Source organism: Azospirillum canadense, assembly GCF_025961225.1.
Taxonomy (GTDB): domain Bacteria; phylum Pseudomonadota; class Alphaproteobacteria; order Azospirillales; family Azospirillaceae; genus Azospirillum; species Azospirillum canadense.
Genome location: NZ_JAOQNG010000010.1, coordinates 1,197,176 through 1,214,298, shown reverse-complemented (window position 1 = coordinate 1,214,298; position 17,123 = coordinate 1,197,176). Strand labels below are relative to the sequence as shown.

Genomic DNA, 17,123 nt, shown 5'->3' with positions numbered 1-17,123 from the left:
ATACCACGAAAGCGCGGCAATTTTGGGCTGGCCCACATTTTGCCTAACGTAGCCCCGAGGGAATTAGTCCCTCTCCGTCAGCGCGAAGCGCGGCGGATCACAATCCTCCAAATGGAGTGACCATCATGGCTACCAATGGCGTCTCGCTCTCGTCGTCCATGCGCACGAACCTGCTGCAGCTGCAGGGCGTCCAGGACTCGATCGCGAAAAAGCAGAACATCCTCGCGACCGGCAACAAGATCAACACGGCCCTCGACGGCCCGACTTCGTTCTTCGCGGCCAAGGGCCTGAACCAGCGCGCCGGCGACCTGTCCGCGCTGAAGGACACGATGGGCCAGGCGATCAGCACCATCAAGGCGGCTGACAAGGGCCTGACCTCCATCGACGACATGATCGAGCAGGCCCGCGGCCTGACCACCGCCGCCTATTCGGCGCTGGGCACCGACGCCGGCTCGATGGCCACCCGCAAGTCGCTGGCCACGCAGTTCAACGCGCTGAAGGACCAGATCGACAAGCTGGCCGGTGACTCGAGCTACGGCGGCAAGAACCTGCTGGCCGGCAACGGCATGCGCATGGACAGCACCAGCGCCTCGCGCCAAGCGGTCAACACCATCCAGGGCATCGAAAACGCCCGCGTCACCAACGTGGTGTCGGCCGACACCTACACGGTGCGCGTCAAGGGCGACGGCTCCATCGAGGGTGCGGCCGGCGACATCAACAACGCCGAAATGGCGCACGGCCTGGTCGGCCTGAAGCTGTCGGGCACGATGTCGTCCACCGCGGGCAGCTTCTCCGACGTGCAGATCGAGGTCCGCGGCGCCACCGGCCGCGAGCGCTCCTTCATCGTGTCGGACGGCAACGAGTCGCGCACGATCAAGTACTTCGACAACAGCCAGACCATCGCCGCCAACACGACCCAGGCGTCGGTGTCCGGCACCGCGCAGGTCACCAACGTGCAGCTGGGCGGCACGATCGAAGCCGGCGACACCTTCACGATCACCGTCGAAGACCAGACCTTCTCCTACACGGCCACGTCCAGCGACGTCGCGGTCGGCGGCAACGCCCGGGCCAAGGTCGCCTCAGCGCTGCGCAACTCGATCAACACCGCGATGACCGGCAGCGGCCGCCTGGTCGGCACCGACGCCAAGACGGTCACCGTCTCGACCAACGGCACGATCACGCTGACCGGCGCCACCTCGCCGAACTCCACGCGCGAGATGAGCGTCAAGGCCACCTCTGAGAACGCCCTGACCAAGCGCATCTCCGAGAGCTTCTCGTCGGGCACGATCGTGTCCTTCACGGTCGACCGCAAGCTGCTGGAGCAGTCGGCCAACGGCGGCAATGGCACCTCGACCATCGAGAAGAAGGTCGACATCCAGGTCCAGGCCAGCAATCTCAGCGGCGCCACCATCACCCGGGATGGCATGGCCAACCGCGGCGAGGGCAAGCTGTCCAACGGCGAGAACGCCTTCGCGTTCGACACCGGCACGGTCCGCTTCAGTGTTGACCAGAACAAGATCAAGCAGGCGGCCTCGGCCAACTCGGCGGCGAACCTGGTGACGGTGCAGGTGACCGACTCCAACACGTCGAACGACCTGTCGGTTCAGCTGAACGAGCGCAACACCAACTCGATCAACGTGAAGGCCCAGAACCTGACCACCAGCGGCCAGGGCCTGCGCATCGACTACGCCCAGAACGACTGGACCGACCGTTCGGACATCGACAAGGCGGTGTCCAGCATCGACTACGCGAAGCAGAACCTGCGTTCGGCCTCGCAGACGCTCTCGACCAACCTGAACATCATCACGACCCGCGAAAACTTCACCAAGGAGTTCAGCGACGTGCTGACGGAAGGCGCCAGCAAGCTGACGCTGGCGGACCAGAACGAGGAAGGCGCGAACCTGCTGATGCTGCAGACCCGTCAGCAGCTCGGCACCATCGCCCTCTCGCTGGCCAACCAGTCGCAGCAGTCGATCCTGCGCCTGTTCTAAGCCGGGAACTTCGGGTAGGATCACGCCCGGCGGGCGGCGGCGCGAGCCGCCGCCCGTTCCATTTGGTGCGCGGCGCCTCCGTGGGATGGCCCCGGTTTCCCGCACCGCCCAGCCAAGACCGGGTCGGTTGTCATGCCTTTGAAGTTCGTTCTTCGTCCCAACGAAAAAGTCATCATCAACGGCGCCGTCATCGGGGCCGGAGACCGTCCGGGCTCCTTCTTTCTCTACAACACGGCGAATTTCCTGCGCGGCCGGGAAGTGCTGAAGGAAGAGCAGATCGACTGCATCGAGAAGAAGCTCTATTTCGTCATTCAGCTCGTCTACATTTTCCCGGAGGATGGAACGCTGAACCTGCAGCGCTTCGCCTCCATCCTGAACGAAACGCGGGAAGCGCGTCCCGATTGCGCCAAGGACCTCGACGAGATCGAGCGTCTGGTGGAATCGCGCAACTATTACCGCGCGCTCAAATTGTGCCGGAAGATGTTCCGGGGCGGACCTGACTCAGCCGACGAGACGACGCGCAGCCCGGGTGATTCCTCCTCCGATCCGGCTCCGTGACACGCATTGGGAATCGCCGCCCCGATAAGACCGGCCGGGCGGATTCGCGTGAGGGCCGGATTCTTGGCGATTGGCTGAACGCCGCGATCGACCACCATCGCGCCGGCCGGCTGGCCGACGCGCTGCGGCTCTACGCCCAAATCCTGACGTTGCGGGCGGACCACGCGGACGCGCTCCACCTCTCCGGTATCGCCGACTACCAAGCGGGCCGCGCGGAGTCCGCTGCGCGCCGCTTCCGCGCCGTGATCGCCGCCCATCCGGCCTTTGCGGAAGCCCACAACAGCCTGGGCAATACCCTGGCCGACGCCGGACGCTGGGGCGAGGCGGCTGCGGCCTATGGACGCGCCATTGCCCTGCAGCCCGGTTATGCGGAGGCGCTCGGCAACCTCGGGACCGTCCGGCAGGCAGAGGGGCGCCACGCCGACGCCCTGGCGGCCTACAACGAGGCGTTGCGGCTGGAACCCGGCCGCCCGGGCACCCTCCACAATCTCGGCCTGCTGCACCAGCAGCTGGGTGACCTCGACCATGCGGCGGTCTGCTTCCACGAGGCCGTCAAGGCGTCGCCCGGCCATGCCCCGGCCTGGCGCTCGCTGGCGCTCGTCCTGTGCACGCTCCGCCACCCCGATGCGGATGCCTGCCTGCGCCGCGCGCTGGCGGACGCCCCCGACGACGCCGACCTCGCCATCGCGCTTGGGACCCTGCTCGGCGAGCGGCGGTGCTGGGCGGAGGCGGAGGCGGCGCTCCGCCCCGCGCTGGAGGCCGATCCTTCACACGCGCGCCTGCGCTTCGCGCTCGCCGGCGCGCTGCAGAACCAGGGGCGCTGGGCCGAGGCGGCGGACGGCTACCGCCACGCCCTGGCCGGTGAGCCGATGCTGGCGAGCGCCTGGAACAACCTGGGCGTGGTTTTGCTCGATCTCGGCGCGGCGGGGGAGGCGACGGCGGCCCTGCGCGTCAGCCTGGCCTTGGAACCGGCCGACGCCATGGCGCTCAACAACCTCGGCACCGGCCTCGAAAGTCTGGAGCGGGCCGAGGAGGCCGTGACGGTCTATCGCCGGGCGCTGGCCGTCCGCCCCGATTACGCCAAGGCGCTGGACAACCTGGGCAACGCACTGGCGAGCGTGTCCAGCCACGAGGAGGCGATCCGGCTGCACCGCATGGCCATCGCCGCTCAGCCCGACCATGCCGAAGCCTACACGAACCAGGGCACGTCGCTGCACCCCCTGGACCGCTGGGCGGAGGCGCTGGCGGTGCACCGCCGCGCCGTGCGGTTGTCCCCGCGCAACGCGCCGGCGCGCACCGCGCTCGGCCTGGCGCTCCAGATGCTCGGCCATCCGGAGGAGGCCGAGGCCGCCCATCGCGCGGCCCTGGAGATCGACGCCCGGAACGCGGAGGCGCACGCCAACCTGGGCATGCTCCTGTGGCAGACCAACCGGCCGGACGAGGCGGAGGGGCCGCTGCGCTGCGCCCTCGACCTCAACCCGTCGCTGGCCGCGGCGCATCTCAACCTCGGCCTCGTCAGCCTGGCGCTTGGGAAGCTCGGCATCGGCTGGGAATCCTACCAGTGGCGCTTCCGCGCCAAGGGCTACCGCGACCGGGCCGTCGCAGCGCCGCCCTGGCGGGGGGAGCCCATGCCGGGCAAGCGCCTGCTGGTCTGGCGGGAGCAGGGGGTCGGCGACGAAATCCTCTTCGTCTCCTGCCTCCGCGCGGCGGCGGAGCGGGTCAGCCACATGGTGGTCGAATGCGACCCGCGGCTGGTCAGCCTCTTCGCGCGCTCCTTCCCCTGGGCCACGGTGCGCGCGGAGACCCTGACCGACGACGGGTGCGAGACCGTCGTTCCGATGGATTGCGACGCGCACATCGCCGCCGGCGCACTGCCACGCTTGGCCCGCCCAGCACTGTCCGCCTTTTCGGACGCGGCCCCCTGGCTGACGCCCGATCCGGCCCGCGCCGCAGCCTGGAGGGATAGGCTGGACGCGCTGGGGCCGGGGTTGAAGGTCGGAATCGGCTGGCGCAGCCAGATGATGACGACCGACCGCAAGGCCGCCTACGTGACGCTGGACGCCTTCGCGCCGCTATTCGCGCTGGCGGGCGTCGTCTTCGTCAACGTGCAGTACGGCGATTGCGCCGCGGAGCTTGCCGCGGCGGAGGCGCGCTTCGGCGTGCGTATCTACCGCTGGGACGACCTGGACCTGAGGGACGACTTCGAGGGCACGGCGGCGCTCATCGCCGGGCTCGACCTCGTGATCACCCCGGCGATTTCCGCGGGCGAGCTGGCCGGCGCGCTGGGCGCGCCGGTCTGGCGGCTGGGCCACAGGGACTGGACGCAGCTCGGCAGCGGGGTGCGCCCCTGGTTCCCGACGCAACGCCTGTTCCAGCCCCGTCCGGGCGAAGGGCTGGAGGACATGCTGGCCCGCATGGCGCGCACCCTGGACCGGATGCGGAACCCCGCGCCCCCCGATCTGACCCAGCCCGACCCGGCCCAGCCCGCTCCAACGGACGTGGACCGGCTGGTCGCCGACGCCATCGACCATCACCGGTCGGGGGACCCGGCCGCGGCGGAGCGCCTGTGCCGCGCGGCGCTCGACGCGTCGCCGGATCATGCCGTGGCCCTCCATCTTCTCGGCGTCCTGTTGCTGCGGCGGGAAGAGCCCGCCGCGGCGGCCGCGGCGCTCGCCCGTGCCACGACCGCCGATCCCGGAAACGCCGCCGCCCACGCGGCGCTGACCGACGCCCTGCAGGCGCTGGGGCACGCCGACCGGGCGGAGGTCGCGCAGCGCCACGCCATTGCCGCCCGCCCGGATGGGGCGGAGCATTGGGTCAACCACGCGGCGCTGCTTCGCGCCCTGGGGCAACCGGATGCGGCGGAGGCTGCCATCGGCCGCGCGCTGCTCCTGCGTCCGGGGCTGGGACCGGCGCACACCCACCTCGGCCATCTCCGCGCCGGCCGGGGCGACCGGGTCGGTGCCGCGCGCAGCCACCGGCTGGCGCTGGTCCTGACGCCGTCCGGGGTGGCGGAGCTGGTCAACTTGGCATCCGCTCTCCAGGACGCGCAACGCCTTCCCGAGGCGGAAGCGCAGCTGCGGCGCGCGATGCGGGTCGCGCCGGGTGAGGCTGCGGCCTGGAGCCATCTTGGCAGCGTGCTCGACCAGCTCGACCGGCCCGTCGAAGCGTTCGCCTGCCACCGGCGTGCGCTGGACCTCGCCCCGGCCATGGCGGAGGCGCACGCCAACCTGGGCATCCATTGGGGGCGCCAGCGCCGCCTGGAGGAGGCGAAGGCCGCCTACCGCGACGCGATCCAGGCCGATCCCCACCTCGCGACCGCCCGCTACAACCTGTCGCTTTTTCTGCTGGAGGAGGGCGCGCTGCGTCCGGGCTGGGCGGACCATGAATGGCGGTTCGGCTCGCCGCAGTTCCGCCACCAGGCGCGGCGCTTCGCCGCGCGCGGCTGGCGGGGGGAGAACATCTCGGCCGCCCGCGCCCTGGTCTGGCGGGAACAGGGGGTGGGCGACGAAATCCTCTTCGCCTCCTGCTATCCGGATCTTCAGTGCCGGGCGGGTCATCTGGTCGTCGAATGCGACCGGCGCCTCGTCACGCTGTTCGCGCGGTCCTTCCCCGGCGCCACGGTTCGTCCGCCGACCCCCGACCCGCGCGACGTGGACGTGCAGGTCGCGGCCGGAAGCCTGCCGCGCCTGCTGCGCCCGGATCTAAAGCGCTTCCCGGCGCAGCCCTGGCTGGTACCCGATCCGCAGCGCGTGGCCTTCTGGCGGGACCGGCTGGCGGCGCTCGGGCCGGGGCTGAAGCTCGGCATCGCGTGGCGCAGCCAGCTCATGGACGGCGACCGCCGGCACTGCTACACCGCGCTCGACCAGTGGGGGCCGCTGTTCGCGCTGCCCGGCGTCACCTTCATCACCATGCAGTACGGCGACTGCGCGGCGGAGATCGCGGCGGCGGAGGCGCGCTTCGGCGTGCGCATCCACCGCTGGGCCGACCTGAACCTGAAGGACGATTTCGAGGCCGTAGCCGCCCTGACCGTCAACCTCGACCTGCTGATCACGCCGGCCATGTCGGCGGGCGAGCTGGGCGGCGCGCTGGGCGTGCCGGTTTGGCGCTTCGGCCTGCCGGAATGGACTCAACTCGGCACCGGGACGCGCCCCTGGTACCCGACCCAGCGCCTGTTCCAGCCGCGTCCCGGCGAAGGGCTGGGGGAGGTCCTGGCCCGCATGGCCGCGGCCCTGCGCGGCCTCATGCCGCAACCGTCGAGCGTTCCGCCGCCACCATCCCCGCCGCCAGACCCGGAGGCGCTGCTGGAACAGGCCGCTGGGCATCACCGCGACGGCCGGCTCGCCGACGCCGCCCCCCTGTACGAGCGGGTGCTCCGGTTGCGTCCGGACCATCCCGTGGCGCTGCACCTGTCGGGCCTGCTCGCCCACCAGACCGGACGGTCGGAGGCGGCGGCGGAGCGGATCGCGGCGGCCTTGTCCCGCACGCCCGCCTATGCCGCGGCCCAGGCCAGCCTCGGAACCGTCCTTCTCGACACGGGCCGGCCGGACGCCGCTGCGGACCGCTTCCGCCGGGCGCTCGCCTTGCAGCCGGCCTCGGCCGCCACCCTGACCAACCTCGGCAACGCCCTGGAAGCCGGGCATGACCTGGAAGGCGCCGCGGCCGCCCACCAGCGCGCCGCGATGGCCGAACCGGGGCTGGCCGAGGCGCACGACAACCGCGGGGCCGTCCTGACCCGCCTGGGCCGCCTCGCCGACGGGGCCGCGAGCCACCGGCGCGCCGTGGCACTGGCGCCGGCGCGCGGGGCGGGCTGGCTCAACCTGGGCGTCGCGTTACGGCGATCCGGCCGGTGGCCCTCGGCGCACCACGCGCTCCAGCGCGCCTTGGCGCTCGAACCTGGCACCGCCGACGCGCTCGCCAACCTCGGTCGCCTGCTGCGCGACCTCGGGCTGGCGACGGAGGCGGAGCGCTGGTGCGACCGCGCGCTTGCCCTGGATTCCGACCAGCCGGCCGCCGCCTTCAACAAGGGCCTGCTGTGCCTGACGCGCGGCGACCTGGCGATGGGCTGGTGGGGCTACGACCATCGCTTCCGCGCGCGGGACCTGGCCGGGGCGGCGCGTGTCGTGCCGGTGCCGCCCTGGGAGGGGGAGGATCCCTCAGGCCTCGGCCTGCTGGTCTGGCGGGAGCAGGGCCTCGGCGACGAGGTCCTGTTCGCCGGCTGCCTGCCGGAACTGATCGCGCGGGCGGGCTCCGTCACGGTCGAATGCGACCGCCGGCTCGTGCCGCTGTTCGCCCGGTCCTTCCCGACGGCGACCATACGGCCGGCGCCGGCAGACCCCGAGGCGCCCTGCGCGGGCATCGACCGCCACGTGGCGATGGGGTCGCTGCCCCGGCTGCTTCGGCGCCGGCTGGCCGACTTTCCACCGCGCGTGGGCTATCTGGTTCCCGACCCGGCCCAGGTCCTGCGCTGGCGGGAGCGGCTGGCCGCCCTGGGGCCGGGGCTGACGGTCGGCATCGCGTGGCGCAGCGGTCTGATCAACCCGGAACGGCGCGGCGCCTATTCCGCCATCGGGGATTGGGGGCCGGTCGTCGCGGTGCCCGGCGTCCGCTTCGTCAACCTCCAGTACGGCGACTGCGCCGCCGAGTTGGAGGAGGCGCGGCGGAGCTTCGGCGTGGCCGTCCAGGCTTGGCCCGACCTGAACCTCAAGGACGACCTGGACGGCGTCGCGGCGCTGATGGTGGGGCTCGACCTTGTGGTCACTCCGGCCAGTTCGGTCGGGGAGATGGCCGGGGCCCTGGGCGTGCCGGTCTGGCGGTTCGGTGCGGGAGGGGACTGGACGGCGCTCGGCACCGGCACGCGGCCCTGGTTCCCCAGCATGACCCTGGTGACGGCACCGCCGGGCCAGCCGGCCTCGGGCGCGTTGCCCCTGGTCGCGCGCCGCCTGCGCCATTTGGTGCAGTCGCCGCTTCGCGGGGGAAAATAAAAAAAGCCAGAGATGGCTTTATGAACCACCCCTGGCTTTTCACCGAAACGGGAAAGGTCTATGGGCGCGTCAATTCACCCGGTGGGAGGTTCTGGCCAAGCGATCAATCTCTTCCTTGACATGCAGCTTCTCGATCTTAAGGCGCTTGATCGCGCTCTCATCCGGCCAAGAGCGCTTTTCCTCGTCGAGGATCGCGCGGTCGAGACGCAGGTGCTTTTCCTGCAAGGAAGATAGGCGAGCATCAGTGTGCATGGTCTGCTCTCCATCGGATCGAACCGGCTCCTGCCAAGTCCGGCAGGCCGGAGACAGCAGTGTTCACCCATCCGAGGCGCCAAACAACCCCAAACTTTTGTCCTAGTACACCAAAGACGGGGGATGACCGCCCCGAACGATGGGGGGTAGGACAATTCGCCGCATAGGGCTCTGCCTTGCCGTTCGTTGTCGGCCTTCGCCTTTCGGCAGAGCTTTGTTGCGCAACTATGCCGTCCGCTCCATACCGCCCAGCGCGGCGGCAATGCGGCGGACCACGTCGCCGAGTGCCTCTCCCGGACGGGGCTGGAACAGGCGCTGGGTCGGGAACCAGGGCCGCGCCCCGCTGCCGAGCTGCGTCCAGTCCAGGCCCCCGACGCGCCACACCGGCACGCCCAGCGCGCCCGCCAACTCACCCGCCGCGGTGGCCGGCAGCAGGACGAGGTCCAGCGCGGCCATCAGGGCGGCCAATCCCTCCAGATCATTCTTCAGGTCCAGGTCGTCCCAGCGGTGCAGGCGCCGGCGGCCGTCGCGCTCGAAGGCGGCCAGTTCCGCGGCGCAATCGCCATATTGCAGGTTCACGGCCTGCACGCCGGGCAGGTCGAGCACCGGGCTCCAGTCGCCGATGGCGGTGTAGGCGCTCTCGCGCTGCGCGGTGACGATCTGGCTGCGCCAGCTGATGCCGATCTTCAGCCCGGGGCCGAGGGCGTCCACGCGGCGGCGCCACAGCGCGGCGCGCTCCGGGTCCGGGCTGAGGAAGGCTGGCCGGGTTGGGAAGCGGTCCAACCGCCGGCGCAACAGGGCGGGCAGGGAGCCGGCGGCGACCTGCAGGTCGCAGTCCGGCGGATCGATGGACTCGCGGCCTTCGCCGCCGCCGGACTCCGCGCGCACTTCCGCCCAAGGGAAGGCGCGGGCGAACAGAGGGACCAGCCGGGGGTCGCACTCGATCACCACGGCGCCGCCGCCCGTGCCGCCGCCCGTGCCGCCGCCCGTGCCGCCATAGTCGCGCAGATCCTCGAAGCAGGAGGCGAACAGCACCTCGTCGCCCAGCCCCTGCTCCGGCCAGACCAGCAGGCGCCGCCCGGCCAAACCTTCGCCGCGCCACCACGGCAGCGCGATGCGCCGCGCTCGCTGGAGTTGCCGGGCGGAAAAGCGCCGTTCGTAGCCGGCCCAGCCCGCGTCCAGGTCCCCCTCCGCCAGCGCCAGCAGGCTGAAGTTCCAGGCCGCCAGTGGCTGTCCGGGGTCGAGCCGCACGGCGCGCCGGATGTGCCGCAGGGAGTCCTCGTCACGGCCCTCCGCCTTGGCCATGGTGCCGAGGTTGTTCAGCGTGTCCACGGAGTCCGGGCGCAGGGTCAGGGCGGTCCGATAATGGCCCGCGGCCTCGGCGAAGGACCCCGTCACCTCGCAGGCGTGGCCCAGGTTCGTGTGGGCGGCCGGATTCTCCGGGGCCAGCGTGATGGAGCGCCGGTGCCAGCGCTTTGCCGACGCGATCGTCGGCGCCCGGTGCAGCCCCAGGCCCAGGTGGGTCAACGCCTCCGGGAAGTCGGGGCGCAGCGCGATGGCGCGGGCGAAGCAGGCCTGCGCGTGGCCCGTGCGGTCCAGCGCCTGATGGACCAGCCCCAGGTGGTTCCAGGCCGCCGGGAACTCCGGGTCCAGCCGCAGGGCGGCGGCGATGTTGGCTTCCGCCTCCTCGTGCCGGCCGAACTGGTGCGCCGCAAGACCCAGGAGGTGCAGCGCGTCGCCGTGGTCCGGCTGCCGGTCGAGGACGGCGCGGTAGGACGCCATGGCTTCCTCCAGCCGGCCCGCGCGATGAAGCCGGATCGCCTGGGTCAGCCGCTCCTCAATGGACGATGGCTGGTCCAAGGGAGGGGGCGGCGGAGCGGGAACGGCGGCCTCCCGCGCCAGCCGCGCCAGCGTGGCGGCCATGCGGGCGATCACCGCGTCGAACGTCTCGCCGGGGGGTGGCTGCAACGTCTGCATGCTGGCGAACCAGGGGCGCGCCCCGGTGCCGAGCTGGGTCCAGTCCCGGTGGCCGAAGCGCCACGTCGGCACGCCCAACGCGCCGGCCAGTTCGCCCGCCGACATGGCCGGCGTGATGACGAGGTCGAGGTTGGCCGTCAGAGCGGCGGCGCTCTCGAAGTCGTCTTTCAGGTTCAGGTCGTCCCAGCGGTGGATGCGCACGCCGAAGCGGGCCTCCGCCGCCGCGATCTCCGCCGCGCAGTCGTCGTATTGGAGGTTCACGAAGGTGACGCCCGGCAGCGCGAACAGCGGCCCCCACTGGTCCAGCGTCGTGTAGGCTGCCTTCCGCTCCGGCGTCATCAGCTGGCTGCGCCAGCCGATGCCGACCTTCAGCCCCGGCCCCAGCGCCGCCACGCGGTCCCGCCAAAGCGCGACACGCGCCGGGTCGGGCGCCAGCCACGGGCCGGGCTGGTCGAACCCGGCCAGCGTGGAGCGCAGCAGCCGCGGCAGGGATCCGGCCGGGATGTGCCGGTCGAAATCCGGCGGGACGATGGTCTCCCGTCCCTCCGCGTCGATCGTCTGGGCGCGCACCGTGGCGCGCGGGAAGGACCGGGCGAACAGGCTGACCAGCCGGCGGTCCGTTTCGATCGTCACGCGCCCGCCGCTGAAGGCGATGACCTCGGCGTAGCAGGAGGCGAACAGGATCTCGTCGCCGACGCCCTGCTCCCGCCAGACCAGCAGGCGTTGCCCCCGCAGCCCCTCGCCCTGCCACAGCGGCGCATCGATGCGCCGGTCGGGCACCACCTGCCCGGCGGCGAAGCGCGTCCCGTAGCCCTGCCAGCCGCGCCCGACCTGCCCGTGCAGCAGCGCCAGCAGGGCGAGGTTGTAGCTGGCCGTGGCAAGGTCGGGGTTGTGGGCCAGCGCCTCCTCGTAGCAGGCCTCGGCCTTGTCGAACTTCCCTTGCGCCTGCAAGGCGTTGCCCAGGTTGTAGATGGCCTCCACGAAGTGGGGCTGGCGCCGCAGCACCTCGCGGAAGCACTGCTCCGCTTGGTCCAGCCGGCCGAGCTTCTGCAGCACGGAGCCCAGGTTGTTCAGCGCCATCAGATGGTCGGGGTCGCGCTTCAGGGCCTCGCGGTAGGCGATCTCCGCGCTTTCGTAGGCCTGCTTCTTCTGTAGGACGGCACCGAGATTGTAGTGCGCTTTGGCGTCGTCGGGCCGCTGGCGCAGCACGAAGCGCGTCTGGGCCAGCGCCTCGTCCAGCCGGCCGCTGGCGGTCAGCGCGTCGCTCAGGTTGTTGTGCGCCTCGACCATGGCCGGGGCCAGCCGCACCGCGCGTTGCAGCGCCCGCACCGCGTCGGCGGTGCGGTGCTGGGCGCGCAGCGTGTTGCCCAGGTTGTACCAGGCCTTGGCGTAGTCCGGCCGCAGCTCGACCGCCGCGGTGAAGGCCAGCGTCGCCAGTCCTGGCAAGTCCTGTGCCTGCAACGCGTTGCCGAGGTTGTAGCGCGGCTGTGCCGACCCGGGGGCCAGCGCGATCGCCCGGCGGTGGGCATCCGCCGCCTCCGCATGGCGGTTCAGGGCCGCCAGCGCGCTGCCGAGATTGTCGTGGAAGTCGGCCACCCCGCCGTCATGCCCGATCGCGCGGCCGATCAGCTCCACCGCCGCCGTCGGCTGGTCGACCTGGAGCGCCAGCACGCCCAGAAGGTGCAGCGCGTCGGGGTGGTGCGGGTCGGCGGTCAGCACGGCGCGGTACTCGCGCTCCGCGTCGCGCAGGCGGCCCGCCCGATGGTGCCCGACCGCGCGGCCGAGCGCTGCGGCGATCTCGTTCGCCGTGCCGTGTTCCGCGCGCTCGTCCATCGTCGTCGCCTTATCGTCCGTTGCCGGTCCCGCCCCGCCCCAATCCTCTGCCCCGTTTGGGCTTGGGCTGGGGCCTGCGGAAGGGAGTGCCATGATCCGCCGATCCAGGTAAAGAAGCTGTTGTTGCCGCCCCCATCCAACCGCCCCCTTGTTACTGCACTGCCGCCGGGAGGCTGTCCGTGACCGAACCGAGCACCCCTTTCCGCCTGGGCGGATTCGCCGCGAAGGCCCAGCGCCTCTTCGCGGAGGCCAACGCGCTGGCCGAGCAGGGCTGTGCCGTTGAGGCGGAGTCCGTTTACCGCCGCGCACTGGCCCTCGACCCGCGGCTGGCGGAGGCGCACAACAACCTCGGCAACGTGCTGCGCGCCCTGGGCCGGGCGGCCGACGCGGTGGCCGCTTACCAGCAGACGCTCGCCTGCGGGCTCGACCACCCGCTGGTCCACTACAACCTTGCGTCGGCCCTGAAGGCGGTGGGCGAGGCGGGATCGGCCGAGCGCTCCTTCCGCCGCGCCCTGGCGATGCGGCCGGACTATGCGGAGGCGTTCAACAACCTCGCCAACCTGCTGCGCGAGCAGGACCGGCTGACTGAATCCGCGGACGTCTACCGGCGGGCGCTGGCTCTGCGGCCGGACTGGGACGAGGCGCACGACAACCTGTCCGGCGCGCTCTACCTGCTGCACGAGGACGGGCGCACGGAGGAGGCCGGGCAACTCGCCCGTCTGTGGCTGCGCGACCATCCGGACCACCCCGTGGCGCGCCACATCGGCGCGGCGCTGGCCGGGTTCGCCACCGAAGACCGGGCGTCCGACGCCTATGTCCGGCAGGTGTTCGACCATTTCGCCGGCGAGTTCGAGACGAAGCTGGCCGAACTCGGCTACCGCGCGCCGGGCCTGCTGGCCGACGCCCTTCGGCAGGCGATGGGGGTGGAGCCCGACGGCATCCTCGCGGTGCTCGACGCCGGTTGCGGCACCGGTCTCTGCGCACCCTTCCTGCGACCCTGGGCGCGCCGGCTGGTCGGGGTGGACCTGTCGCCGGGCATGCTGGACCACGCCCGCGCGCGCGGCCTCTACGACGGACTGGCGGAAGCGGAGCTGGGCGCCTTTCTCGCCGGCCAGCCCGGCGCCTTCGACCTAATCGTGGCGGCCGACGTGCTGTGCTACTTCGGCGCGCTCGACGCGGTGCTGGCGCAGGCCGCGGCGGCACTCCGCCCCGGCGGACGGCTCGCCTTCACGGTGGAGCGGCTGGAGGAAGCGGCGGAACCCCACCGCGTCAGCCCGCACGGCCGCTACGCCCACGCCGAGGGGTATGTCCGCGGCTGCCTCGGCGCCGCGGGTCTGGGCGTGGCCCGCCTGTCCCACGACACCCTGCGTTTCGAAAGCGGCGAGCCGGTGGACGGGCTGGTCGTGGTCGCGGTGCGGGAGGTGGAATCATGAGCGACACGCCCGAGCCTCCCGCCAATCCGGCCGCCAAACCGGCGCGCAAGGAGCTGCCGCCGGGCTACCGGCAGGGCATCATCACCGCCGTCACGGTGATTCTCGGCTTCTCGCTCGTCTTCCTGCGCTTCTGGAGTTTCGAGGCGGAAGGGGCCTGGACTGTGCCGTCCGTTGTCGCGGCCTTCATCCTCGCCGCCTCCATCCTCTTCCAGATGGTCTGTCTCTGGCGGTCGCTCCAGATTTCCGACGATGACGAGGCCGAATACACGAAGACCCTGCGCTGGTTCCTGGCGTCGATCGTGACGCTGCTGCTCAGCGTCCTCCTCGCGGCGCTGGCCTACTCCGGCCTGTTCAAGGGCTGAGGCGCTCAGCCTGGGAAGGGCAGGCCGTGCCGGCGGTGGTGGCGGTCGTGGACCAGCGCGCGGTCGCGGATCATCGGCCAGACGATGCGGCGCAGGAACCGGTCGGCGTCGGGCTCGGCCGCGGCGTAGCGGTCGACCAGGGGCAGCAGGTCCGGCAGCAGGCCGGCGATGCCTCCCCATTGCCCGCCGGGCATCATCTCCGTGTCCAGCACACCGTCGCGCATCACGTGGAAGGGCAGGCCGGACGCCTCCCAGGCCGCCACCGCGTCCGCCTGCGACGGCGTGAGCAGCACCGTGGCGTCACGGCAGAGGAAGCGCTCCACCGCCGGGTCGTCGGCGACGGCCAGCCGGGCGTAGGCGCCGTCGGGATCTCCGGCCATGGGGACGGGAACGAGGGCGGCCCCGGCGGCGGTCAGCTCCGCCAGCTCCGCCAGCACCGCGGCGGGCAGCGCGTGGTCGTGGTAGACGCGGCAATCCCAGCCGGGATGGAGCGCCGACGCCAAACTCAGGTTCTGCAAGAGGCCGCCCATGGCCTTCTCGCCGCTTCCCGTCAAAGCGAAGGCGATGACCTTGCGCCGCCGCGCCTCGGCGTCCCGCGGCGTGGCGGGCAAGGCCGGCAGGGCGGGGGCGTGGGCCAGCGCCGCCCGGTCCTTCAGCGCCAGCGCCCGCTCGCCCCAGGCGACCGCCTCCTCCTCCCGCCCGAGCAGGGCCAGCGCCACGACCAGCCGGTCGATCGCCTCGGTGTGGCGCACGTCCAGCCGCGCGGCGCATTCCAGCGCGGCGGCGGATTCCGGCAACCGGTCCACCGCGCCCAGCGCAATGCCCAGGTTCAGGGCCGCCGACGGGAAGTCTGGGGTGATCGCCAGTGCGTTGCGGTAGGCGGCCAGCGAGTCCTCCCGCAGGCCCAGCGCGAACAGCGCGTTGCCGTGCAGGAAGGCGATGTCGGCGTCCAGCGGCAGCAGCGCCGCCGCGCGGGCCAGAACGGGCAGCGATTCCACGCCCATCCCGGCCTCCACCAGCAGCCGGCCGCGCTCGTGCAGCAGGGCGCCCAGCCGTTCGCGCGCCACGTCCAGGGCCGGTGCCGTGGCCACGGCCCGCTCCAGCGCCGCGATGGCGCGGCGGGTGTCGCCGCTGTGATGCAGCGTGTTGGCCAGGTCCGTCCAGGCCTCGGCGAAGCCGGGTTGTAGGGCGATGGCGCGCCGGTAGGACGCCACGGCCTCCGCCGGCCTTGCGGCGGCCCGCCAGACGTTGGCGATGTTGGCGTGCATGTCCGCCGCGTCCAGCCGCTGGGCCAGCGCGCGGCCGATCAACTGCAGGCCGAGTGCGTGTTCCCCCACTTGGCCCGCCAGCACGCCCAGGAAATGTAGGGCGTCGGGCTGGTCCGGCTCGGCGTCCAGGATGCGGTGGTAGAGTTCCTGCGCCTCGGCCAGCCGGCCGGCGAGGTGGTGGTCCAGGGCAAGCGCCAGCGCTTCCGCGATCGTAGCCATGGGCGAAGGCTTAAGGGCGCCGCCGGCGATCCGCAAGCGCGGGCGTGTTCGCCCGCCTGTAAAAAGATTGGGAGCCTTGGCCGGACGTACCGAAATGCGAACTCACAGAATCGTGAACAGCCACCGGGATTTCGACTTTGGTCGTAGACCGTATAATAATGAACAAACCCTTTACAATGCTCGGCATTGGATGCAATATCGGATCCTGATCGTGTCCATAGATCGGTGTTCCTGTCATGAACGTGGCCCTCGCCACCGCAACGGCCCAGGTGCCGTTGCCCGTCATGGCGGCCCGCAGCGGCGTTGCCGCTGAGAAAGGGGCCGGCGCCGGGACTCCGCCCGCGGCGGACGCTTCCGGGGACACGTCGGCGGTCAAGGTTGATACCGGAAAATCCAGCGAAGACCTGCCGGTCCTCGGGCGCTACCCGCGCGTCGCCGTCCGGTTCGACCAGGGCGCGTCGCGCCTCGTCCTTCTGTTCCGCGATCCGGCCGACGGTGCGACGGTCGAGCAGATCCCGACCGAGGCCGCGCTGAAGCAGTACCGGGAAGCGCAGAAGGACCGGAAGGACGGCCGTTCGTCCCTGCAACTGCTCGTGGGCGGCGCCGACGGCGGGCAGGCCCGCCAGCAGGGACAGGGAACCGGGGCGGGCGACCTCGCCACAAGCCAGGGAGCCGGACAGGGTCTGGGTCAAGCGACCGGTCAAGCGACCGGTCAAGCGACCGGTCAAGGGACCGGCCAAGGGACCGCTTTGCCGGGCCGGGCGGGATCGGGGCCGCACACCACTTCCGGCTATCCACCAACCGTGGTACACTCCACACCCGCAACCACGCACGCCGCCGCACCGTCGGTCTCCTCCTCGGGAGCCGGCAGCGCCCGCGTCAACGTGGTTATCTGACCGGACGATCCGGTTCAGGTCCTTTGAAGGTCTCTGACCCATGGCACTCGACGTCACCTCCTCATCCCTGGGCGCGGCCATCGGCCTGCGTCAGGCGCAGGGTCAGGCCGATTTCGGCATGAAGACGCTGAACCAGTCGGCCCAGCAACAGCAACAGGCCGTCACCAGCCTGCTCCAGCCCGCCGGCAGCGGCTCCGGCGGCAACGTCACGGCGACGCGCGGCCAGAACCTGAACATCGTGGTGTGATCAACCCGGTGATGGGCCGGACGGGCTGCATCGCTGAATGACACTTGCGGCGACGCTTGCGGCCAAGAAAAAAGCCCCTCCCGGGTGGGAGGGGCTTTTGCGT

At 71.6% G+C, this 17,123-nt stretch carries 10 protein-coding genes; 7 read left to right on the top strand and 3 right to left on the bottom strand.

Annotated elements, in window-relative coordinates:
• Positions 1 to 125: 125 nt before the first annotated feature.
• From M2351_RS41400 to M2351_RS41390, 3 genes are all read left to right on the top strand, one after another.
• Positions 126 to 1,991, top strand: a complete 1,866-nt coding sequence (locus M2351_RS41400) for a flagellin N-terminal helical domain-containing protein (protein ID WP_264661779.1) — start codon at positions 126 to 128, stop codon at positions 1,989 to 1,991.
• Positions 1,992 to 2,123: 132 nt separating this feature from the next.
• On the top strand, positions 2,124 to 2,549 hold the full coding sequence (locus M2351_RS41395) for a flagellar biosynthesis repressor FlbT (RefSeq protein WP_264661778.1): 426 nt from the start codon (positions 2,124 to 2,126) through the stop codon (positions 2,547 to 2,549).
• Positions 2,546 to 8,533, top strand: coding sequence for a tetratricopeptide repeat protein (locus tag M2351_RS41390; protein WP_264661777.1), 5,988 nt, complete (start codon positions 2,546 to 2,548; stop codon positions 8,531 to 8,533). The genes M2351_RS41395 and M2351_RS41390 overlap by 4 nt, the downstream gene beginning before the upstream one ends.
• Before the next feature lie 69 nt (positions 8,534 to 8,602).
• Here M2351_RS41390 and M2351_RS41385 read toward each other — a convergent pair whose 3' ends face one another.
• Together M2351_RS41385 and M2351_RS41380 are read right to left on the bottom strand one after the other, a co-directional pair.
• A complete protein-coding gene (locus M2351_RS41385) occupies positions 8,603 to 8,785 on the bottom strand; it encodes a YdcH family protein (RefSeq protein WP_264661776.1) in 183 nt (60 codons plus the stop codon).
• 225 nt (positions 8,786 to 9,010) lie between these two features.
• Positions 9,011 to 12,595, bottom strand: coding sequence for a tetratricopeptide repeat protein (locus M2351_RS41380; RefSeq protein WP_264661775.1), 3,585 nt, complete (start codon positions 12,593 to 12,595; stop codon positions 9,011 to 9,013).
• Between the two features lie 179 nt (positions 12,596 to 12,774).
• Between M2351_RS41380 and M2351_RS41375 the strand changes: the two genes are divergently transcribed.
• Positions 12,775 to 14,028 (top strand): tetratricopeptide repeat protein, encoded by a 1,254-nt coding sequence (locus M2351_RS41375; RefSeq protein WP_264661774.1) that lies wholly within the window; start codon positions 12,775 to 12,777, stop codon positions 14,026 to 14,028.
• Positions 14,025 to 14,390, top strand: coding sequence for a hypothetical protein (locus M2351_RS41370; protein ID WP_264661773.1), 366 nt, complete (start codon positions 14,025 to 14,027; stop codon positions 14,388 to 14,390). Before M2351_RS41375 ends, M2351_RS41370 begins: the two co-directional genes overlap by 4 nt.
• 5 nt (positions 14,391 to 14,395) lie before the next feature.
• On the opposite strand, the gene M2351_RS41365 is transcribed toward M2351_RS41370, so the two are convergent.
• Positions 14,396 to 15,877 (bottom strand): tetratricopeptide repeat protein, encoded by a 1,482-nt coding sequence (locus M2351_RS41365; protein ID WP_264661772.1) that lies wholly within the window; start codon positions 15,875 to 15,877, stop codon positions 14,396 to 14,398.
• Between the two features lie 236 nt (positions 15,878 to 16,113).
• Here M2351_RS41365 and M2351_RS41360 point away from each other — a divergent pair, with 236 nt between their 5' ends.
• Both M2351_RS41360 and M2351_RS41355 read left to right on the top strand, forming a co-directional pair.
• Positions 16,114 to 16,773 carry a hypothetical protein gene (locus tag M2351_RS41360; protein ID WP_264661771.1) on the top strand — a complete coding sequence of 220 codons (660 nt, stop codon included), beginning with the start codon at positions 16,114 to 16,116 and terminating at the stop codon, positions 16,771 to 16,773.
• A 40-nt stretch (positions 16,774 to 16,813) separates the two neighbouring features.
• Positions 16,814 to 17,020, top strand: coding sequence for a hypothetical protein (locus M2351_RS41355; protein ID WP_264661770.1), 207 nt, complete (start codon positions 16,814 to 16,816; stop codon positions 17,018 to 17,020).
• The last annotated feature ends 103 nt before the right edge of the window (positions 17,021 to 17,123 follow it).